Source organism: Streptomyces sp. CA-250714, assembly GCF_050936705.1.
GTDB lineage: Bacteria > Actinomycetota > Actinomycetes > Streptomycetales > Streptomycetaceae > Streptomyces.
In genome coordinates this window covers 3,680,437-3,695,867 of record NZ_JBNJMI010000001.1, presented here as the reverse complement: position 1 = coordinate 3,695,867, position 15,431 = coordinate 3,680,437, and the positions used below count along the sequence as shown (strand labels likewise).

Sequence of the window (15,431 nt, the reverse complement as noted above, 5' to 3'; positions counted from 1 at the left end):
GGGGCGTGGGGTCCCGAACAGTACAGTTCCAGCCGTCCGTCTTCGAGAGCCTTCGCGTCCCCCTAGGTGTCTGTGATGTCCCCGTCTGCCGCTGCTGAGCCCGAGGTGTCCCTCGTCGGGATCGGGGCCGACGGCTGGGCGGGGCTGGCCGGGCCCGCGCGGGAGGCGCTGCGCGCTGCCGAGGTGATCATCGGGGGGCGCCGCCAGCTGGATCTGCTGCCGTCGCCGTCGCTGCCGTCGCTGCCGTCGTCGCCGTCGCCGCAGGAGTGCGCGGGGGAGCGGGTGGTGTGGCCGTCGCCGCTGCGGCCCGCCGTGCCCGGGCTGCTCGCGGCGCACGCCGGGCGCCGGATCGCGGTACTGGCGAGCGGCGACCCGTACTTCTACGGCATTGGCCGCACCCTCGCGGAAGTGCTCCCGCACCTTCCGCTCCGGGTGCTGCCCCATCCCTCGTCCGTCAGTTACGCGTGCGCGCGGCTGGGGTGGGCGCTGGAGGAGTGCGAGGTCGTCAGCGTCGTCGGCCGGCCGCTTGCCCGGATCGCCGCCGCACTGTACGACGGGCGGCGGCTGCTGGTCCTCAGCGCGGGCGCCGGCACCCCCGGCGAGGTCGCGGCGCTGCTGCGCGAGCGCGGGTTCGGGCCGAGCCGGATCCGGGTGCTGGAACAGCTCGGCGGCGCACACGAGCGCGGGTACGAGGGGACGGCGGACGACTGGCCGCACCCGCCGGGCGACCCCCTCAACATCGTCGCCGTCACCTGCACGGCCGCCCCGGACGGGATGCGGCTCGGCGCCGTGCCCGGGCTGCCGGACGCCGCCTACGAGCACGACGGGCAGCTCACCAAGCGCCACGTACGCGCCGCGACACTGGCCGCGCTGGCGCCCGCGCCCGGCGAACTGCTCTGGGACGTCGGCGGCGGCGCCGGCTCGATCGCCGTCGAGTGGCTGCGCGCCCACCCCGCGTGCCGGGCGCTCACGGTGGAGCGCAACCCCGAGCGGGCCGCACGCATCTCCCGCAACGCGGACCGCCTCGGCGTGCCCTCGCTGCGCGTCGTCACCGGTACGGCGCCGGGCGCGCTGGCCGGACTGCCCACGCCCGACGCCGTGTTCGTCGGCGGCGGGCTGACCGCGCCCGGCCTGCTGGACGCCTGCTGGGCCGCGCTACCGATGGGCGGCCGGCTGGTCGCCAACACCGTCACCCTGGAGTCGGAGGCGCTGTTGGTGGAGTGGTACCGGCGGTACGGCGGTGAGCTGGTGCGGCTCTCGGTGGCGCACGGAGTGCCGGTGGGCGGCTTCACGGGCTGGCGGCAGGCGATGCCGGTGACGCAATGGGCGGTGTGCAAGGGCGCGGGCACGGCAGTGGGAGGGGACTTGGGAGGGGACACATGACGGTGTACTTCATCGGCGCCGGGCCCGGCGCCGCCGATCTGATCACGGTGCGCGGCGCCCGTACGCTCGCCGCCTGCCAGGTGTGTCTGTACGCGGGCAGCCTGGTGCCCCGCGAACTGCTCGCCGAGTGCCCGCCCGACGCGCGGCTGGTCGATACCGCGCAGCTCGATCTGGACGCCATCACGCGGGAGCTGGTCAGCGCCCACCGCGAGGGGCTGGACGTGGCGCGGCTGCACTCGGGCGACCCGTCCGTCTTCAGCGCCGTCGCCGAGCAGATGCGGCGCCTCGATGCCGCGGAGGTGCCGTACGAGGTCGTACCGGGCGTGCCCGCGTTCGCGGCGGCGGCCGCCGCGCTGAAGCGGGAGTTGACGGTGCCGACTGTTGGGCAGACCGTCGTGCTGACCCGCGTTGCGCGGCAGGCGACGCCCATGCCGCCGGGGGAGGACCTCGCGACGTTGGGGCGCAGCGGCGCGCTGCTCGTTTTGCACCTGGCGGTGCGGTACGTCGATGAGGTCGTCGCCGAATTGGTGCCCTATTACGGTGCCGACTGCCCTGTCGCGGTGGTGGCTTTCGCCAGTCGGCCGGAGGAGATTGTTTTGCGGGGGGCTTTGCAGGACATTGCGGAGCAGGTGCGGGCCGCGGGTATTAGTAAGACCGCCGTCATCATGGTGGGGCGCACGCTTGCGGCGGAGCACTTTCGGGACAGCCACCTTTATTCGGCGGAGCGGGACCGGCACGTGTGCTGAGGGGGTGCCCCTGTCTGCCGTCCGCAGGCTGCAGGTTGCGTGTGGCTTGTCGCGCAGTTCCCCGCGCCCCTGACGGGGCGCGTCCGCACCCCCTACTGCGCTTGGGAGGTCTGCTCCCCCAGCCTCCGGCCGGGAGGTGCCCCCAGGGCGCAGGGCTGGCAAGCGCAGCCCCCTGGGACCTAGCGGATAGTGCTGCGGCCCACAATGGTGCCGGCGCGATCGATGCAGAGGACGTCGACTGCGACTGGCGCCCCGCGCAACACAGCGAGGGCTTCGTCGCGGGCCGCGGCGGCAACGAGATCGCCGAGTGGCACATCGGCGGCGGCACACAATTGCAGGGCGGCCAGGCCGGTGTTGGCCTCGCAGATGCGGGCGGCGAGCGCCTCGTCGGCCCCTCCCTGGCGGGCGAGGGAGGCGAGGAAGGCCTTGTCGACCTGGGAACGCTTCGAATGGAGATCCAGGTGCCCGGCGGCCAGTTTGGACAGCTTGGCGAAGCCGCCGCAGATGGTGAGCCGGTCGACGGGATGGCGGCGTACGTACTTGAGGACCGCGCCCGCGAAGTCCCCCATGTCCAGCAGCGCGTCCTCCGGCAGCCCGTACTCGGCGACGACCGTCCGCTCCGAGGTCGAGCCCGTACATCCGGCCACATGCGTACGACCGGCCGCGCGCGCCACATCCACCCCGCGCCGGATGGAATCGATCCACGCGGAGCAGGAGTACGGGACGACGATGCCGGTCGTGCCCAGGATGGACAGCCCGCCGACGATGCCGAGCCGCGGGTTCCAGGTGGAGCGTGCGATCTCCTCGCCGTTGTCGATGGAGAGCGTGATCTCCACATCGCCGCTGCCGCCGTACTTCTGGGCCACGCGTTCTATGTGCTCGCGCATCATCTGGCGCGGCACCGGATTGACGGCGGGCTCGCCCACATCGAGGGGCAGCCCGGCACGGGTCACGGTGCCCACGCCCGGCCCGGCGCGGAAGACGACGCCCGCGCCCGGCGCGAGGGGGCGCACGGTGGCGCGTACCAGGGCGCCGTGAGTGACGTCGGGGTCGTCGCCCGCGTCCTTCACCACGGCGGCCATGGCGCACCCCGGCGCCCACTCTTCGCGGGCCAGCGCGAACGAAGGCGTCTCGCCCTTGGGCAGCGTGATCGTCACCGGGTCGGGGAAGTCGCCGGTCAGCAGCGCGGTGTACGCGGCGGTCGTCGCCGCCGTCGCACAGGCACCGGTCGTCCAGCCGGGCCGCAACCCGGTGTGCTTGAGTTGAGCGCCGCGCCCGCCCTTGGGCTCCTCAGCCATGACGCCCTTGGACTCCTCAGCCATGAAAGGAACCGCAGCCCGTGCACGTACTGATCCTCGGCGGGACGACCGAGGGCCGCCGCCTCGCGGAGCTGCTGGACGGCGCCCCGGACATGAGGGTCACCAGCTCGCTGGCCGGACGGGTCGCCGCTCCGCGGATGCCCCCGGGCGACGTACGGATCGGCGGCTTCGGCGGTGTGCGGGGGCTGGCGGAATGGCTGCGTACACACCTTGTGGACGTACTCATCGACGCCACCCATCCCTTCGCCGAGACGATCAGTTTCCACGCCGCCGAGGCCGCGGCCGAAGCCCATGTTCCCCTGCTCGCTCTGCGCCGCCCCGGCTGGGTACCGACCGCGGGGGACAATTGGCACATGGCGGACTCTTTGCCGCACGCCGCGCAGCTGCTGCCCCGGCTGGGGCGCCGCGTCTTCCTGACGACGGGACGCATGGGGCTGGCCGCCTTCGCGGACGCCGCCTCCGCGGGCCAGGACAGCGATGGCCTGTGGTTTCTCGTCCGCTCCGTCGACCCGCCGGAACCGGGCACGCCGACCCCGGCCCGGATGGAGCTCCTCCTGGACCGGGGCCCGTTCACCCTGGACGGCGAACGCGAGCTGCTGCGCGGCCACCGCATCGACGTCGTCGTGACGAAGGACAGCGGCGGTACGGCCACCGCGCCGAAGCTCGCGGCGGCGCGGGAGGCCAGCCTGCCCGTCGTGATCGTCCGCCGCCCCCCGGTCCCGGAGGGCGTACGGGTGATGACGAGCCCCGAGGAGGCGGCGGAGGCGCTCCGCGAACCGTGACCGTCGGAGGACGTGGCGGAGGCGCTACGCGAACCGTGACCGTCAGCCGGTCGCCGCGCAGAGGCGGGTCGGCGTCAGTCGCAGAACGCGTCGTCCAGCGCCTTGTCGAGCGGGGCTCCGATGTCCGGGTCCGCGGGCCAGTCGGCGAGGTTCGCGGACAGCACCATCCGCCGTGACCGGTCGGGCGTGGTGAAGGCCATCGTCACGTAGCCGGGAATGCCGCCGGTGTGCCCGACGACCGTACGTCCGCAGCTCAGCTTCCGGTGCTTGAGCCCGAGCCCGTAGCGTGCGCCGGGCTCGCCGGTGCCGACGGTGCGGTTCATCTCCCGCCACTCGGCGGGGCGCAGCAGCTTGCCCGAGGTGAGCGCGGTGAGGAACGTGTCCAGGTCGCCCGTGGTGGACACGATCTCGCCCGCCGCGCCGGCCATCGAGGGGTTCAGCTCGGTGATGTCCTTGTGGTTTTTGCGGTCCTTGTGATCCTTACGGTCCTTGAGTGCGATGTAGCCGTGTGCGTGCGGCCCGGGAAGCACTGGGCTGTCTCCGGGTACGGAGGTGTGCCGCAGGCCCAGCGGTACGGTGATCCGCCGCCGGACCTCCTCGGCGTACGACCTGCCAGTGATCCGCTCGATGATGAGTCCGGCGACGGCGTAGTTGGTGTTGGAGTACCCGTAGTCGGTGCCGGGCGGGAAGTCGGCGGGCTTGGCCGCCGCCGCGCGCACCAGCGCCGCCGGATCGTGGTGCCGGAAGCGGGTCCGGACGAGCTCCTCGCCTTGCGGCAGGTCGCGGGCCAGGTCGTGCAGGCCGCTGGTGTGCTGGAGGACCATCCGCACGGTGATGCGGTCCGCGTTCGGTACGAGGCCGGTGGGCAGGTACCGCGACAAGGGATCGTCCAACGCGGCTCGGCCCTCCCCGACCAGTTGCAGCAGGACGACCGCGGTGAACATCTTGGTCGTACTGCCCGCGCGGAACACTCCGTTCCGGGGAACGGGGGCGGTTCCCTGAGCCCTCGCCGAGCCGGCCCGCGCGGTCCAGCTGTCGCTCTTGTCCGTCACTCGCACCTGGACGCCGATAGCGCCGTTGCGGGTGATGTCGACCAAGTCCTCGCGAATCTGGGTGCGTTTGTCCGGCTGCTGTTGCTCGGCAGTTGCGGGCAGCGTGCCCGTGACGACCATGACGGTGGTGAGGACGGCGAGGGCGCACAGGAGCGCAGGCCGGTGAAGGCTCATGTCTTTCCCCGTTCTTCGTGGCTGGTGGAGGGCGCGTGTTGGCTCCCGCACATTCCACAGCTGCCGACGGACGGGAACCATGGAGGTGGCACCCCTCCCGGGGTTCGGATTGCCCGAACCCCTATTGGTCCGCTTCCGGTAGCCGGGCACCCCGGCTGTCGGCGACGCGGATGACGTTGCTGAGGGCGACAGCGGCCTTCCGGGTGGCCCGCGCGGTCTCGTCGTCGGCGCCCGTCTGCCTGGCCACCAGGGGCAGGATGCGCTTCAACGCACGGTGACCGTCTTCCAGTTGGGCCTCTTCGAGTTCGTCGGCGTAGCGGGAGAGGAGGGAGTCGGGGGTGCCGCTGAGGTAGCACGGTTTGCCGGACCCGGTGGTCCACGGCAGCAGCCGGAGCTCGCCGGCCGCGGGGATGGCCGTCTGATCCCGGTCGTAGATCCAGACCCCCTCCACCCCTGTGTGGCAGACGCAGCCGCATGCCTCGTACGTCACCGGGACGCCGGGGGGTGCCTGCCTCGGTGTGGCATGCCGGCACTCCGGGTGCCTGCCGAGACCGCATGCCGCAGAGCGGTAACTCGTCACGGGACATTCCTTCCTTGCGCGCTCTGTGAGAAAGCGCCTACAGAGTGGCACCAACACGGCTAGCGTTGGAACGGAGTTGAGGAGTTTGCGCGGACAACTTTCCGCGCCATTTCCTGCTGCTCGGCGGTGGTTTTCACGGTTCACCGCAATGTTCTGCAAATTCGCAGAACATTTCTCGCGCTGGCGGAGGAAGGAAGCGCGCGATGATCACAGACATCGAGTCGGCAACGCCCGCCCTGTGCCGCTTGCAGCTCGGCAGCGAGCTGCGGCAACTGCGGCAGGCCGCGGGCCTGAACGGACGCCAGGTCGTCCGAAAGCTCCTGTGGAGCTCGTCCAAACTCACCCGCCTGGAGACGGGCGACAACGCCTCTGTCGAGCCGTCCGACGTGATAGCGCTCTGCCAGATCTACGGGGCAACGGCGGAGCAGCGGGCCGTGCTGGAGGGCTACGCCGCCGTGACGAAGACCCGGCGGGACTGGTGGCAGTCGGCGGAGTATCGGCCGGTGATTCGGCCGGGGTTCAAGGCGTACCTGGGATTGGAGGCCACGGCCAGTGCCTTCCAGACCTACGCGTCGGAGTTCGTGCCTGGCCTGTTGCAGACCGAGGCGTACGTCCGAGCGATCTACGCGAACGGTCATCAGGCGCTCAGTGCTGAGGAGGTGGATAGCCTGGTAACTGTGCGGATGACTCGTCAGGAGGCGTTACTGCGTACGGAGTCACCACTCAAGCTCACAGCCATCATCAACGAAGCGGTGTTGCGCCGCGCCGTTGGTGGGCCGAAGGTGATACGGGGACAGCTTGGCCACATCGTCGATGTAGTGACGGCTCGCCCGAACGTACGCGTGCAGGTGGTGCCGTTCAAACTCGGGCTCCACCCCGCGATGAGCGGTCCGTTCGTCGTCCTGCGCTTCTCCGACCGTGCTGTGCCCCGACACATCGTGTATCTGGAAAACCTGGCCGGTGCCTGGGTTTACCGCAAGGAGGGGGACGTGGAGCGGTACGTGGAAGCGTTCGCCGACCTCCAAGCGTTGGCTCCGGGGCCGCACGAGTCTCTGAACCTCATCAAGAAAGCAGTCAAGGAGCATTGATACCCATGAAGAGCATGGCCGAGGCGCCGCGTGATGCCGCTTGGTTCAGGTCGAGTTACAGCGACAACCAGGGCGGCGAGTGCGTTGAGGGCGCTCGCCTGAGTGGTGGCGTCATGGCTGTCCGGGACTCCAAGCAGCCGGAAGGCCCCGCGTTCACGTTCCGGGCCGACGCCTGGTCTGCCTTCCTGACCTCGGTAAAGAGCGGAGCTCTCGATGGCTGATGCCGCCTGGTTCAAGTCGAGCTACAGCAACGACCAAGGTGGCGCATGCATCGAAGGTGCCCGCCTGAGCGCTGGCGTCATGGCCGTCCGGGACTCCAAGCAGCCCGACGGCCCCGCGTTCACCTTCCGGGCCGACGCCTGGTCCGCGTTCCTGACCTCCGTGAAGAGCGGAGCCCTCGAATAGGAGCAGTGCTCGGGGGCGAGAGCACTGCTCTCGCCCCCGTCGCTCTCCGAGGGCCGCGGAAGTGGCCGGAACTGAAGGGCGTTCGCACAGTTCGGTACTGCGCGCTCATTCCCGCCCGGTGTTGGCACTTATGCCAGGACAGGAATAATTCCGAGACGGCATGGACGACCCGCTTCGGGCACCCTAGCGTCGTTGGTAGGGGCCGGGAGACGCCCGGTACGGAGGGGGAAAGCCATGGCCGTGAGTGAGGGACTGACACGACTTACCGGCAATGTCTACGGGCCGGAGTGCGATGACGATGACTGTCCGAACATCTACGCGACCGGGCGCGGTTCGTATGTCGTTCAGGGTGACGTATACGACGGGTTCCAGGTGCCGGGAGGGGAAGGTCTCGTCGAGATTCCCGAACACGTCCTGAGGGAGGCTGTCCGTGTTCTTGGATGGTGACGAATGGCGGAAGTTCTTCGACGCCTTCGAGCGGGAAGCATTTCGGTTCGAGGCGCAGCCGAAGTACTCCATGCCAAAAGAGGCCGCAAGCTTGGCACGGTTTCTGAGCGGGCAGCCCAAGCCCGTCGACCACAACCGCCGTTGGCATGAGCGGGTGCGCGAGTACTTGGATCAAGGAAAGTGGATCGGCCGCGTACGGGTAGTCAGTCAGCCGCTGACCGACTACCAGCGCTACCAACTGTCCTGGGGAATCCCGGGGAATGTGGCCGCTGGCGAGCACATTCGGATTCTTGATGTGACGCAAGGAGACTTTGGCCTTCCCCTTGGTCAGGACTGGTGGATGTTCGACGAATCAAGGGTGGTTCGTCTGAACTACCGACCGGACGGTACGCAGATCAACCGGGAAGTCGTGGAGGGTGACATCGAGCCCTACCGCCGGTGGAAGCATGCCGCCTTCGAGGCTGCGATCCCGTTTGCCGAGTACGCGAAAGTGCACGGGTGACGCTCGACCCTGAGCAGCTGGCGCAGTCCAAGAACGACCTGGCGGAGACGCTGAAAGAGTTGCGTAAGCGCGCAGGTCTCTCCGGAGATCGGCTCGCCAGGCGTTGTGCCATGAGCCAAAGTAAGATTTCGAAGATCGAGACGGGCAGGACAACGCCGAGCGTCGTTGATGTCGAGCGTATCCTCACTGCCCTTCAGGTGCCCCGGGAGCTGCTGGCCGAGATAACGGCGCTGGCGCGCATCGCGAACACCGAGTGGGAGGACAAGCGGTCGTCGTGGCGCCGTGGCCTCGACAAGCGTCAGACGGAGCTGGCGTCTCTCGAATCAGCCGCCGCTGAACTGCGCTATTTTTTGCCGTCCATGATCACTGGCCTCCTGGCCACGCCTGAGTATGTGCGCGCCAGTCTCGCTCATTCACCAGTGGACACATCGAGGACGGTGGCCAAGAAACTGGAACGGCAGGCCATTCTCTACGACGTCTCGAAGTCCTTCACGTTCCTGCTCACGGAGCAGGCGATCAAATGGGCAATCGTCCCCCCGTCGGCGATGGTCGTTCAGGTGGACCGGCTGGCCTCACTGTCCCGGCTCCCCAATATTCGCTTGGGGGTGCTTCGGAACGGGACGCCACTCGTACGTGGCCCGTTGAACACTTTTACCGTCTACGACAGTCGTCTGGCCACAGTGGAAACATTCACAGGGCGCCTCGTTTTTCGAGACGCCAAGGATGTGGCCCAGCACCTTGAAATCTTCGATATGTATATGAGTCGAGCTTTGTTCGGGGATGATGCTCGGGCATTCCTCGACGAGTGCGCTCGGTCCTTCCTTCATGATTTTTAGTATGAGACGGGAATGATGACGGCTGTGCAGCCGGTCTCGTTCTACATTGACTGATGAACACGGTTAGATCGAGCATCAGTTGAAGGAGGCGCCCGTATGGGAAGGCACAGTGACGGCAAGGGCGGCGAGGACGGCGACAAGCAGCAGTCTCCCCGGGAGTCGGACGGGCAGTGGAACAACCCCATCCCGCCTGAGGACGACGAGAGCGAGAAGTAGTCCCATGGTTGACTCGGAGTATGGACAACTCGTTGCTGATCTCGGCGAGTCCGGCGCTCTGGGGGCAGGCTGGCGGGGTGCGTTTTTGCGGACGCCGCGCAGTGGCTTTCTCCCCGAGTGCATCTGGGCCGAGGACGGACCCAGTGGGTACCGGAAGGTCACGAGGAGCGGCAATGCCGAGGAGTGGCACGCGAAAGCGAACGCGGACGATGTCGTGGTCACTCAGCTTGATGACGGGGCCGAGGGCGGCCCCGGAACAGCGACGAGTTCGGTGAGTATGCCGACATTGGTCGCCCGGATGCTCGGGCATCTCGATGTGCGTGACTCCGGGCAGTCCGTGTTGGAGATCGGCTCGGGCTGGACCACCGGGCTCCTGTGCGCTCGCGTGGGGGCTTCTCATGTCGTGTCCGTGGAGATCGACCCGGAAGTGGCGGAACGTGCCCGGAGGGCGTTGGCCGCACTCGGGCATTCCCCTGTGCTCGTCGTCGGTGACGGCACACGAGGGTTCCTGGAGCGTGCGCCGTATGACCGGGTGAGTTCCACGGCGGCGGTTCGGCGCGTGCCTTACGCATGGGTGGAGCAGTGCAAGCCGGGTGGGGTCGTGGTGACGCCGTGGGGCACGTCGTTCTGCAACGCGGGTCTTTTGAAGCTGCGGGTTGGCGAGGGGGTAGACGCCGGGCCCGAAGCTGTCGGCAAATGCGTGGACAGCGTGAGTTTCATGTGGATCCGCGACGAGCGGCCACCGGCGGACGCGGGTGCCGACCGTGATGAGGCCGAGGCGCGTTACGGCCCTTCCGCCATCAGTCCTGAATCAGTGCTGGAATCCGTCCACTGTGCGTTCTCCATCGGCCTGCATCTGCCCACCGTCCGGTATCGCGTCGTATGGAACGAGAGCGATCCGCAGGCCACGCGGCGCCTTGTGCTGTGGGACGTTGACGGCTCGCGGGCAGTCGCGTTCTTCCACGAATGGAAAGCGGACGACGCGGTGAAGCAGACCGGTCCCCGGGACCTGTGGACGGAAGCCACCGCCGCCCGCACGTGGTGGCAGCGTCAGGGAATGCCGGAACTGACCCGGTTCGGTGTGACGGTCACCCGCAGCGCGCAGCACATTTGGCTGGACCAGCCGGATCAGGTGACCGCGACGGTGTAGAGCCCGCGTTCGGGGCGGCAACTGGCGCCGCGATCGAGTTGAGAGGGCGAGGAGGTCGGCGAAGGCCTGGGCACTAGGGTGGGCCGTATGACCAACGGGGACATGCGCTATGGGCGGTGTGGCGCGTGCGGGGGTGGTGAGGTGTTCCGGGGCGAGTACGTGGCGCAGGGTGGGCTCCGTCCGGCGGGTGCGGGGGCGTTCGGGACGAAGCAGGCGGTGTTCGATGCCTTCGTCTGCGCGGCCTGTGGGAATACCCAGTTGCATGTGCGGCTGGACCCGAAGACGTCGGCGCACATCCGGCAGAAGCTCGCCTGGGTACCGCCGCAGCAGGGCATGGGCTAGGGCGGAACCCGCCCCCGAAGCGGGTGGCCCCCGAAGCGGGTGGCCCCCGAAGCGGGCGGCGCTGAAGGTCTTCACCAATCCCCCGATTTCAACCCGCCCTGGTGCCAAGGGTGTTCGGCTACGATCTTTCAGCTCAGCAGCCGGAAGGGGTGGCGGTGCGACCGTTGGAGACCTCCGACCCGCGCAGGGTCGGGCCGTACAGGATGCTCGCCGAACTCGGCAGCGGCGGCATGGGGCGGGTGCTGCTGGGGGATACGCCCGGCGGGCGGCTGGTCGCGCTCAAGCGTGTACGTGCGCAGTTCGTGGAGGACGACGGCTTTCGCGCACGGTTCCGGCGCGAGGTGGCGGCCTCCCGTAAGGTCTCCGGCGACCATACGGCGGCCGTGATCGACGACGGCGCGGACGAGCCGGTGCCGTGGCTGGCCTCGGAGTTCGTGCCCGGACCCTCACTGCACGCGGCAGTCGAGGCCGTCGGCGGGCTGCCGGAGGAGGCGGTGCTGCGGCTGGCCGCCGACCTCGCCTCGGCGCTGATCGACATCCACGGGGCCGGATTGGTGCACCGCGATCTGAAGCCCTCCAACGTGCTGCTCGCCGAGGGGCACGCCAAAGTGATCGACTTCGGCATCGCCCGCGCCACCGACAGCGACGACGGCACCTGGGTCACACATACCGGCTGGTTGGTAGGTGCACCCGGCTACATGTCGCCGGAGCAGGCGGAGCCCAACGGCCACCCCCTGACCCCCGCCAGCGATGTGTTCTCGCTGGGCGCCGCGCTGGTCATGGCGTGCACCGGCGAGGGCCCGTTCAACGGGACCTCGGCCCCGCAGATGATGTACAACGTCGTCCACACCGAGCCGGATCTCAGCGGGATACCGGAGGAGCTGCGCCGGATCATCCAGCCGTGCCTGGCCAAGGAGCCGACCGAACGGCCCACACCGGAGCAACTCCTCCAACAAATCAAAGAGTTGCTCACGCAGGACGAGCGGCCCGAGCAGCCCTGGCCGCGCGAGATACACCAGATGATCACGGCCCAGCGCGACGACGTGCTCCGGTTCCGCATGGCGGCGGACGAGCGGCAGGTCTCTCCGGACGACGAACAGCCGACCGTCGTCGTACCGCCCCATCCGCAGGGTGGCGCGGCGTGGGCCCGCCGGGTGTTCGCCTGGGTACGCGACTTCACCCGCGAGGCTTCCCGGACGGTACGCGGGGTACCGCCTGGCGGCTCACCAACGGGCGCGGCTCGCGGACGTACGAGCACCAGCGAGCCGGACGGGCCCGGGTCCACCGCGCAGGCCGCCGGCTGGACTCCGCCGCGCCCGGCCCCGCCGCTTCGGGCACGACTGATGGCCGCCGTCTCCGGTCCGAAGGCCCGCCGCGCGCTCAGACGGTCGCTGGATGTCGCCTTCATCGTTCTCGGCGTACTCGGGGGTGTGATCGCCGCGACCAAGGCCAACAGCGGCGCCCTCATCCCCATGTCCCAGCAGCACTTCCACGGCGACCTGCTGGACATGGAAGCGCCCGGGATCCCGGACGGGCTGATCCATCCCAGCTATGTGGGCGCGGTGGCCGGCGCCTGGCTCGGCGGGCTGTCCGGCGTCGTCGCATGTATCGTCGCCGGGCTGCGGTCCGCGCTCACCAGCTTTCTCGTCCTCGTGGCGCTGTCCGTGACCGGCTTCGTCGTCGGTTGGATCGGAGACGACGGCGGGCTGGATGTCGCTGTGATCTCGGTGGGTGAGTTCGGCGACGAAGGCGGCTGGGTCGGCGCGCTGCTGGGGCTGGCGCCGTTGGTCGTCGCCAGCGCCGTGTCCCAGCGGGGCAACGTGGCGAGCTCCGGCGAACAGGGCTGCGGAATCGTCGCCGCCCTCGTGGTCACCACGGCGTTCACCGCATGCCTGGGCGCAGTGTGCGGCTACTACGGCTGGACGGGCCTCGTCCTCGGCGACTCCAGCAGAATCGGACTGTTCACAGCCATCGGCGCGGCCGTCGGCGGCAGCGTCGCCTTCCGTATCGTCGCCGCTGCCCGCGGCCGGAGGGGATCCGGGTCTTGATCCCGTCTACGTAGGCGGAAACCGGGGCTGATTGGATCGCGCCCATGGAAATACTTGGTTTGGCCTGCGCGGCCGTGCTCCTGTTCGGCGCGGTCCTCAGCATCGAGACGCGGATCTCGCGTTCGGACCGGCAGTTGGCGCGGGTGGAGCGGAAGCTGGACCTGTTGCTGGAGCACATGGGGTTGCAGGAGCACGACCCGCGGCTGCGCGAGGTGATCGAACTTCTCCGCAACGGCAAGAAGCTCTACGCGATCAAGCGATACCGCGAGTTGACGGGCGCGGGCCTGAAGGAGGCCAAGGAAGCCGTCGAGCGGTTGGGCTAGCGCACGGGTGCGGCCTCCGGCAGGGCGACCTGGCCTGTCACGAAGGAGCTCCACAGCCCTACCCGGAGCTTGGTGCCGGTCTCGGCCGAGGTCTCGGCGAAGCTGACGGTACGGGGGCCCGTACGGCGAGTGGCGCCCCACTCCAACTGGAACCGCCGGGTGCCCACCCGGTCGGCCGGTGGCACGTCGGAGGGCGGCAGCATCTCGTCGAGACCCCACAGATAACCCCGCTGCCGGTAAGGACTGGTGACGCGTTCCCAGGTCAGCTCCAGAATCGTGTCCGTGGCCGGGATGACGACCAGGGCACCCCGCATCCCGTTCGCGTACCGGGTGTTGAAGGCGTACACCTCCGAAGTGCCCTGCGGGTAGGCGTGCGCCGTACCCCGGCCGATGCGGGAACCCTCGGGGCAGCCGTCGGTGCCCTGCCGCTCGACCACCGTGCGCGCACAGGTGGGAAAGGCGGCGGGGTGGAAGCGCAGCGATGCGTCGAAGAGGAAGACGAAGCGGCGCGCGGCAGCCGGCGGGCCTTCCGGATCGGCCCGGCTGGTGCGGTCGAAGGCCACGCGTACACCGTCCCGCGTGCCACCGTCAGGGCGCACCGTCGCGCTGAGCCCGTCGATGTTGCGGGGTCCGGGCACGTCGGGCTCGTACGGGCGCTGCGGCCCACCGGGTGTGGGATCGGACGGTGCTCCGCCGGTCCGGCGGCGGGGTGTCGCGGGTGCCCCGGGCGCCATGGAGGCCGCGATTGTCCCAGGGGCTGTGGACGTCACCGGCGCGGTAGGTGTCGTGGGTGACGTGGGTGACGTGGATGTCGCGGGTGACGCGGCGACGAGCACCGCCACGACCGCCGCCGCCGCGGATGCCGCGCTCCGTCCGCTGTGTTCGCGCAGGGATCCGCGCATAGTCGCCACCTTTCGACCGTCCCTCTGGTCCGTTTCGCCGGCCCGCTCGGCCCGGTCGGCCCGGTCGGCCCGGTCGGCCCGCTCGGCCTTGATCGGCCGCCGTCTGCCGCCGTATGCCGACGGCAGCCGGTGTCAGTCGCCCGGAGCCCCATGACGTCGAGCCCCGTGCCCCGCGTCATGTCCGGAACTCCATGGTGGTCCGGGTGCGCGGGTTCTCCGGCTGCTCTGCCGTACGGGGGGTCCGGCGTACCCACCGTCCGCCGGGCCCAGGTTCGGGGACAATGAACTCATGGGCAAACACGCGGAGTTGGGCGACTTTCTGCGGTCCCGTCGGGCGAGAATCCAGCCGCAGGACGTCGGGTTCGCCTCAGGGTCCGGCCATCGAAGGGTGCCGGGGCTGCGCCGGGAGGAGCTGGCGCACCTGGCGGGAGTGAGTGTCGACTACTACGTACGGCTGGAGCAGGGCCGCAACCAGAGCGTCTCGGACGCGGTGCTGGGCGCCGTGGCCGACGCACTGCGGCTGGACGAGGACGAGCGCGAGCACCTCTTCCGGCTGGCTCGCCCGCACCGACCGGTGCCCGCGCGGGGTGCCCCGGGCACGGCCCGGCCGGAGGCCGACTCCGTACGGCCCGAGGTGCGGCAACTGCTGGACTGGATCACTGCACCGGCCCTGGTGATGGGGCGGCGCATGGACGTACTGGCCTGGAACCGCCCCGTGTGCGCACTCATCACGGACTTCGACGCGCTACCGCCGGCCGAGCGGAACATGTGCCGACTCCACCTGCTCAACGCGGAGATCGGGAGCCGCTACCCCGACCGCGAGATGATCGCCCGGGAGGCCGTGGGCCATCTCCGGATCGCCGCGGGCCGCCACCCGGAGGACCCCGAACTGTGGCGGCTGGTCGCCGAACTCGTCGAACACAGCCCGGAGTTCCGGCAGCACTGGGAGCTGCACACGGTGCGCACGAAGTCGTACGGCATCAAACACATCGACCACCCCGACGCCGGCCCGCTGGCCCTCACGTACGAGATCACCCATTTCCCGCAGGACCCGGAACTGGCCCTGCTCGTCTACACCGCCGCACCCGGCACACCCGAGGAGGACGCGCTGCGCCTGATGGCCAAGGCGTGACCGC

At 69.5% G+C, this 15,431-nt stretch carries 18 protein-coding genes; 14 read left to right on the top strand and 4 right to left on the bottom strand.

Annotated elements, in window-relative coordinates:
- Positions 1-75: 75 nt before the first annotated feature.
- Positions 76-1,383, top strand: coding sequence for a precorrin-6y C5,15-methyltransferase (decarboxylating) subunit CbiE (gene cbiE / locus ACQEU8_RS16425; protein ID WP_433101239.1), 1,308 nt, complete (start codon positions 76-78; stop codon positions 1,381-1,383).
- Complete coding sequence (cobM, locus tag ACQEU8_RS16420; RefSeq protein ID WP_433101237.1) at positions 1,380-2,129, top strand: precorrin-4 C(11)-methyltransferase; 750 nt, start codon at positions 1,380-1,382, stop codon at positions 2,127-2,129. Before cbiE ends, cobM begins: the two co-directional genes overlap by 4 nt.
- A 179-nt stretch (positions 2,130-2,308) precedes the next feature.
- On the opposite strand, the gene ACQEU8_RS16415 is transcribed toward cobM, so the two are convergent.
- Positions 2,309-3,427 carry a cobalt-precorrin-5B (C(1))-methyltransferase gene (locus tag ACQEU8_RS16415; protein ID WP_433102441.1) on the bottom strand — a complete coding sequence of 373 codons (1,119 nt, stop codon included), beginning with the start codon at positions 3,425-3,427 and terminating at the stop codon, positions 2,309-2,311.
- A gap of 41 nt (positions 3,428-3,468) precedes the next feature.
- Between ACQEU8_RS16415 and ACQEU8_RS16410 the strand changes: the two genes are divergently transcribed.
- Positions 3,469-4,230 (top strand): cobalt-precorrin-6A reductase, encoded by a 762-nt coding sequence (locus ACQEU8_RS16410; protein ID WP_433101235.1) that lies wholly within the window; start codon positions 3,469-3,471, stop codon positions 4,228-4,230.
- Positions 4,231-4,304: 74 nt separating this feature from the next.
- Here ACQEU8_RS16410 and ACQEU8_RS16405 read toward each other — a convergent pair whose 3' ends face one another.
- Complete coding sequence (locus ACQEU8_RS16405; protein WP_433101233.1) at positions 4,305-5,456, bottom strand: serine hydrolase domain-containing protein; 1,152 nt, start codon at positions 5,454-5,456, stop codon at positions 4,305-4,307.
- Between the two features lie 121 nt (positions 5,457-5,577).
- Positions 5,578-6,036, bottom strand: a complete 459-nt coding sequence (locus ACQEU8_RS16400; protein WP_433101231.1) for a hypothetical protein — start codon at positions 6,034-6,036, stop codon at positions 5,578-5,580.
- 203 nt (positions 6,037-6,239) lie between these two features.
- Here ACQEU8_RS16400 and ACQEU8_RS16395 point away from each other — a divergent pair, with 203 nt between their 5' ends.
- The 10 genes from ACQEU8_RS16395 to ACQEU8_RS16350 all read left to right on the top strand — a co-directional run bounded on the left by ACQEU8_RS16395 (position 6,240) and on the right by ACQEU8_RS16350 (position 13,393).
- Positions 6,240-7,124: a helix-turn-helix domain-containing protein gene (locus tag ACQEU8_RS16395; protein ID WP_433101229.1), complete on the top strand. Its 885-nt coding sequence runs from the start codon at positions 6,240-6,242 to the stop codon at positions 7,122-7,124.
- Positions 7,125-7,129: 5 nt separating this feature from the next.
- Positions 7,130-7,345: a DUF397 domain-containing protein gene (locus tag ACQEU8_RS16390; RefSeq protein WP_433101227.1), complete on the top strand. Its 216-nt coding sequence runs from the start codon at positions 7,130-7,132 to the stop codon at positions 7,343-7,345.
- Positions 7,338-7,529 carry a DUF397 domain-containing protein gene (locus ACQEU8_RS16385; RefSeq protein WP_433101225.1) on the top strand — a complete coding sequence of 64 codons (192 nt, stop codon included), beginning with the start codon at positions 7,338-7,340 and terminating at the stop codon, positions 7,527-7,529. Before ACQEU8_RS16390 ends, ACQEU8_RS16385 begins: the two co-directional genes overlap by 8 nt.
- 234 nt (positions 7,530-7,763) lie before the next feature.
- The gene (locus ACQEU8_RS16380; protein ID WP_433101223.1) at positions 7,764-7,976 is read left to right on the top strand and encodes a hypothetical protein; all 213 of its coding nucleotides are present in this window, start codon (positions 7,764-7,766) and stop codon (positions 7,974-7,976) included.
- Complete coding sequence (locus ACQEU8_RS16375) at positions 7,960-8,478, top strand: DUF6879 family protein (RefSeq protein WP_433101221.1); 519 nt, start codon at positions 7,960-7,962, stop codon at positions 8,476-8,478. The genes ACQEU8_RS16380 and ACQEU8_RS16375 overlap by 17 nt, the downstream gene beginning before the upstream one ends.
- Positions 8,475-9,314: a helix-turn-helix domain-containing protein gene (locus tag ACQEU8_RS16370; protein ID WP_433101219.1), complete on the top strand. Its 840-nt coding sequence runs from the start codon at positions 8,475-8,477 to the stop codon at positions 9,312-9,314. Before ACQEU8_RS16375 ends, ACQEU8_RS16370 begins: the two co-directional genes overlap by 4 nt.
- 220 nt (positions 9,315-9,534) lie before the next feature.
- Positions 9,535-10,680 (top strand): hypothetical protein, encoded by a 1,146-nt coding sequence (locus tag ACQEU8_RS16365; protein ID WP_433101217.1) that lies wholly within the window; start codon positions 9,535-9,537, stop codon positions 10,678-10,680.
- 87 nt (positions 10,681-10,767) lie between these two features.
- The gene (locus ACQEU8_RS16360; protein WP_433101215.1) at positions 10,768-11,022 is read left to right on the top strand and encodes a hypothetical protein; all 255 of its coding nucleotides are present in this window, start codon (positions 10,768-10,770) and stop codon (positions 11,020-11,022) included.
- A 155-nt stretch (positions 11,023-11,177) separates the two neighbouring features.
- On the top strand, positions 11,178-13,070 hold the full coding sequence (locus tag ACQEU8_RS16355; protein ID WP_433101213.1) for a serine/threonine-protein kinase: 1,893 nt from the start codon (positions 11,178-11,180) through the stop codon (positions 13,068-13,070).
- A 44-nt stretch (positions 13,071-13,114) separates the two neighbouring features.
- Positions 13,115-13,393 (top strand): ribosomal protein L7/L12, encoded by a 279-nt coding sequence (locus ACQEU8_RS16350; protein WP_433101211.1) that lies wholly within the window; start codon positions 13,115-13,117, stop codon positions 13,391-13,393.
- Here the strand turns inward: ACQEU8_RS16350 and ACQEU8_RS16345 are convergent.
- The gene (locus ACQEU8_RS16345) at positions 13,390-14,031 is read right to left on the bottom strand and encodes a hypothetical protein (RefSeq protein ID WP_433101209.1); all 642 of its coding nucleotides are present in this window, start codon (positions 14,029-14,031) and stop codon (positions 13,390-13,392) included. The genes ACQEU8_RS16350 and ACQEU8_RS16345 overlap by 4 nt on opposite strands.
- Before the next feature lie 553 nt (positions 14,032-14,584).
- On the opposite strand from ACQEU8_RS16345, the gene ACQEU8_RS16340 reads away from it, so the two are divergent.
- Complete coding sequence (locus tag ACQEU8_RS16340) at positions 14,585-15,427, top strand: helix-turn-helix transcriptional regulator (RefSeq protein WP_433101207.1); 843 nt, start codon at positions 14,585-14,587, stop codon at positions 15,425-15,427.
- The last annotated feature ends 4 nt before the right edge of the window (positions 15,428-15,431 follow it).

What these genes read in the sequence shown, in the direction of transcription:
- ACQEU8_RS16380 (WP_433101223.1), top strand. Translation starts at nt 7,764, where the DNA reads ATGGCCGTGAGTGAGGGACTGACACGACTTACCGGCAATGTCTACGGG.
- cobM (WP_433101237.1), top strand. Translation starts at nt 1,380, where the DNA reads ATGACGGTGTACTTCATCGGCGCCGGGCCCGGCGCCGCCGATCTGATC.
- ACQEU8_RS16350 (WP_433101211.1), top strand. Translation starts at nt 13,115, where the DNA reads ATGGAAATACTTGGTTTGGCCTGCGCGGCCGTGCTCCTGTTCGGCGCG.
- ACQEU8_RS16395 (WP_433101229.1), top strand. Translation starts at nt 6,240, where the DNA reads ATGATCACAGACATCGAGTCGGCAACGCCCGCCCTGTGCCGCTTGCAG.
- ACQEU8_RS16390 (WP_433101227.1), top strand. Translation starts at nt 7,130, where the DNA reads ATGAAGAGCATGGCCGAGGCGCCGCGTGATGCCGCTTGGTTCAGGTCG.
- ACQEU8_RS16340 (WP_433101207.1), top strand. Translation starts at nt 14,585, where the DNA reads ATGGGCAAACACGCGGAGTTGGGCGACTTTCTGCGGTCCCGTCGGGCG.
- cbiE (WP_433101239.1), top strand. Translation starts at nt 76, where the DNA reads ATGTCCCCGTCTGCCGCTGCTGAGCCCGAGGTGTCCCTCGTCGGGATC.
- ACQEU8_RS16385 (WP_433101225.1), top strand. Translation starts at nt 7,338, where the DNA reads ATGGCTGATGCCGCCTGGTTCAAGTCGAGCTACAGCAACGACCAAGGT.
- ACQEU8_RS16415 (WP_433102441.1), bottom strand. Translation starts at nt 3,427, where the DNA reads ATGGCTGAGGAGCCCAAGGGCGGGCGCGGCGCTCAACTCAAGCACACC.
- ACQEU8_RS16405 (WP_433101233.1), bottom strand. Translation starts at nt 5,456, where the DNA reads ATGAGCCTTCACCGGCCTGCGCTCCTGTGCGCCCTCGCCGTCCTCACC.
- ACQEU8_RS16365 (WP_433101217.1), top strand. Translation starts at nt 9,535, where the DNA reads ATGGTTGACTCGGAGTATGGACAACTCGTTGCTGATCTCGGCGAGTCC.
- ACQEU8_RS16360 (WP_433101215.1), top strand. Translation starts at nt 10,768, where the DNA reads ATGACCAACGGGGACATGCGCTATGGGCGGTGTGGCGCGTGCGGGGGT.